General features: G+C 45.3%; 3 protein-coding genes. 1 reads left to right on the top strand and 2 read right to left on the bottom strand.

Annotated elements, in window-relative coordinates:
- Positions 1-88 precede the first annotated feature (88 nt).
- Positions 89-694 carry a DUF3318 domain-containing protein gene (locus ACUVJL_RS39130; protein ID WP_445250737.1) on the top strand — a complete coding sequence of 202 codons (606 nt, stop codon included), beginning with the start codon at positions 89-91 and terminating at the stop codon, positions 692-694.
- A gap of 85 nt (positions 695-779) precedes the next feature.
- Here ACUVJL_RS39130 and ACUVJL_RS39125 read toward each other — a convergent pair whose 3' ends face one another.
- On the bottom strand, positions 780-1,757 hold the full coding sequence (locus tag ACUVJL_RS39125; protein ID WP_445250736.1) for an SUMF1/EgtB/PvdO family nonheme iron enzyme: 978 nt from the start codon (positions 1,755-1,757) through the stop codon (positions 780-782).
- A partial coding sequence (locus ACUVJL_RS39120; RefSeq protein ID WP_445250735.1) for an NACHT domain-containing protein occupies positions 1,757-3,911 on the bottom strand: 2,155 nt, incomplete at its 5' end. The genes ACUVJL_RS39120 and ACUVJL_RS39125, both read right to left, overlap by 1 nt.

The raw sequence follows: 3,911 nt of genomic DNA, 5'->3' as shown, positions 1-3,911 counted from the left end.
TATCTGCGTTTATCTGCCTTGAATCTGCGGTTGACATATTAATAAAAAAATTATGCAATAAATCTAATAACCAATAACCCAAAAAAATATGAACCCAGAACCAGAAATTAGCCGCCTGTTAGATGTGATGCCCGCTTCCGGCCGCATGATGTGTAAAATTATTAATAAGCCACAACAATCAACGGTAATTGACTGCGATTTTCCTTTGCCTTGGCATCAATCTCGTCCGATTTATATTAATTTTGATTTGTGGCGGCTGCTATCTAAGCCGCAGCGGGATTTACTGCTATTGCGGAATGTAAGTTTTCTGTGCAATTTTAAGTGGTTTAAACCGGATATTTATCAAGGTGCGGCTCTGGCGGGAATGGTCGGGACTGTTGTAGAATTGTTGCAGGGAGATGCGATCGGCACTGCGATCGCGGGCGGTTTGACGGGACTCGCCATGACTCGAATTTGGCGCGACAACCGCAGTTCCCAAGTAGAGTTAGATGCTGACGAGGGGGCGATTAGAGTCGCTCTCAGGCGCGGTTACAACGAAGCCGAAGCGGCCGGACATTTGCTGGGGGCGATCGAGGCTGTGGCGCAAATTGAAGGGCGCAGTTTGGATTTTAATGAGTTGATTCGATGTCAAAACTTAAAGGCGATATCGGGTATTTCGGCGGTGGGCGTACCCGATAGTGTGAGGCAAGATTAGAAAATACTATTTCACAAACAATCCTGTGTTCCGCAGCCAAAGGACACAACAGTGTTGTGTCCCTACTATCCAGGCGCTATATCTCCTACTCAACTCTTTCCCTGACAATCCGAATACTCTCCCATGCTGGCATCCGACCCGCTTGCCGCTCATCTAGTAATACCAAGAAAACATAAAGTGGGTATATTTCATTGAGCTTCTGTAGATACTTACGGCTAATAACTTCACTTTCTTGACTGCTTAAATTAATTGTATTGAGCGCCGCTTGATTTTTGGAGATTACCTCATAAGTTGCTAACAAGAAATAATAGATAACAATCACAGGAAGCAGAGGGAAGTTTAAAAGTAGGAAATCACTAGCTTTGCCTGCTTCAATTGCTTTAACTTTGCCGTAGAGGTCACGGTTGAGGTCACGGTTGAGGAAGCGGTAGAGATCCTGGTAGAGGACGCGGTAGAGGTCGTGGTGGAGGTCGCGGTCTAAAACCCGGTGGAGATCGCGGTAGAGTTCGTCGTTGAGGTCGCAATTGATGACGCAGTGGAAGTCACAGTAGAGGAAGCGGTTGAGGTCACGGTTGAGGTCGCGCATGAAGTCGCGGTAGAGGTCGCGGTAGAGGTCACGCTTGAGGTCGCGGTTGAGGTCGCGGTTGAGGTCGCTGTCGCGGTTGAGCTTGAGAACCAAAACCTCAGCTAATTTCTGTTGCCAAGTTTGCTGCTGTCGAGTTTCTATTCCTGCAATGATTCGCTGTTTTCCATCAAAACACCAGCCTCCTACTTGTTTTTCTGTCACTGGATGCTCCTTTACTTCAGCTACAGTTGGCAGTCTATATTTAAATATTGGTGCAGATTGCTGCTGAGTTAACCATTCACAAAACTCCTTTGCATCGCTCGACCTTACTCCAGTAATGGGTTTTTGAGCATCTCCTGGCGGAAATCTGTAACTTTTCCAATGGTCAGGTTGACAATGTTCATCTGCTTTCAGCTTCTCATCAATAAAAAGCTGATATTCCGCGCAGGTGATGTAACTCATGTCAATGTGGACATTCTCATCAATTCGTAACAGCATTATTTCAATCGCCTCGATAACTTTACTTGTGCTGCTAATTTAGCAATTTCTGGGTCTGTCGAATTCAAACCTTGCTCTAAAATTTGCTCCAGTTGTTGCCCAACGCCTGGATTTACACTCAACCCCTCCTCCCAGCAATCATAGGCGAGTGCCATTTCCTCAACCGATGGAGATGGCATCCCCAAGACTGTACCAATCAGATTGCTAGCATTACTCTGCGCTGCATAAAGACGGATAGTTTCAGCCCACCAGGACTGGTTAATATTTCCGATTAACAGACTCTCTTGGTTCGATTCCTTAATCTGAACCGCTGCTAAATATTCCTGGAAACTCAAGTGAGCAAATTCATAAACGCCTACTTCTTTTTCCACTAACAACCCACTCACATCGCGAACTTGCTGAATAAATTCCTCTGGATTCGCCCCACTGCCTGCTACATCTGCCAACTTGTCTGTAATCCAATCAATTCCCTCGGATAGGTTGAACTCACGAGTTTTTTGCTGCATTAATTTAAATGCCAGCACTTGCAGAACTGATTGCTTTTGCGTCGCTGTTAGCGCATCCGCAATATTTTTAGCTCTTTGTCGCCTTTCTAGTAAAACCTGGCAAATTTCTTTGTAAAGTTCAACCCGTTTTCCTGGCAAGGCGCTACCGCGACGGTGAACTGTGGCAATCATTGTTAGCAGCAAAGGATTCACCGCCATGTCCGCCAGAGGTTTGCTATTCTTAATCCGCTTAATTAAATCATCTGCTTTTTGTTTAGCCTCTGCCCGCACTCCCAAATCTTCTTGTCCAGCGCGACTCATCACCTCTGTTTCCAAATACCAGCTCTCAATAAACTTTTCCATCTGTTTCAGGCTAAATGGTTGCACTTCTAAGACAGTCACATCTTGTTGCAACCGTGCAGTTGTATAGCCAAAAGGTCGAGAGGTTAAGATAAAAGCCGTATCCGGGTATGCCTGCATCTGTTTGTCAACCCAACGACTTACTTGCTGGCGCTGGGTTTCATCTGCCACTTCATCCAATCCATCTAACATTACCAAACATTGGTTTTGACGTAATTTTTCGGCAAACCAGTTAGGCGGTGGATTCAGCGGTTCAATTGGTCGTTGCTGCTGTACCTGCTGAGTAATTAACTCGGCCAGAGTGAGTTGATTATTATTCACAATTTCTTGACGCACATCTCGGAGATACAACAACACCGGAATGAGTTTCGGCGCTTTCGCTTTCCCAGGCACTTTTCGCTGTTGCTTTGTCGCATAAGTTAGCGTTAAATGTCTCAAAAGGGTAGTTTTTCCGGAACCGGGTGCGCCCAAAACTGCCATGCGCCGAAATGCCGGATGCTTATCTATTGCTGCTAAAAAATTCCAAATTTGTGGTTCATTTGAGTTATTTGTTTCATCCTTGGGTAGCTGAAATAGATTGTTGCTTGTATTCGCTGCCTCTGTTGCAGCAATTTTGAGTGGCACAAATACCTTTTGCAACTTCAGGGTTCGGTCTGTATCCAATCCCTGTGTTTGATAGTCTCGACAGATATAAGTCAAACCCTGGTAATATTCCCGCTGAAAAGGTGAGGTAAAATCTTCAATTTTATTCCAAATCCCGTCTGCAAAACTATCTGCAAGTTGCTGTCTCTTTGCCCTAAACTTCGGTGCAAGTTGGTTAGTAACTGGGATGAGAAACTTGATGGCATGGATAAACAACATCAAAATTACAGTCACAACCAAAGCCAAAAACCCTGCTGTCCCTTCGCCCCTCAGTATGAAATACAACATTACTGCCAGTCCCAAACCGGGCGGCAACCATACCAACCTGTTCTGCCATTGTCTCGGTAAAAGCAGTACAGGCGGGAGCACAGTCCCCAAACCAAACAGAATGAGAGATGTATAAAAAACTGCTGAGTTGAATTCGGCGGCTACCTGGTTCCCCTTCAAGAGTCCGAAAAGGATGCCACCTCCCAGCAAAGGTAAAAAACCAAGAACCCAATTTTGATTTGCAGGCGTTGCACTCGGCTGAGACTGACTGGATATAGCACCGAGGATAAAAAGTGCCAATAGACACACTCCTGTCAGTAAGATTATGATAGGGTCTGCAATTTTTAAGTCCTGTTTACCGGGCAGTTGGTTGATCAGCCAAGCCAAGAAACCATTAATG

The sequence above is a fragment of the Microcoleus sp. OTE_8_concoct_300 genome, from assembly GCF_031383065.1.
Classification (GTDB): Bacteria; Cyanobacteriota; Cyanobacteriia; order Cyanobacteriales; family Microcoleaceae; genus Microcoleus.
The sequence above is the reverse complement of the archived record's forward strand: the minus strand, read 5'-3'. Positions and strand labels throughout refer to the sequence as shown.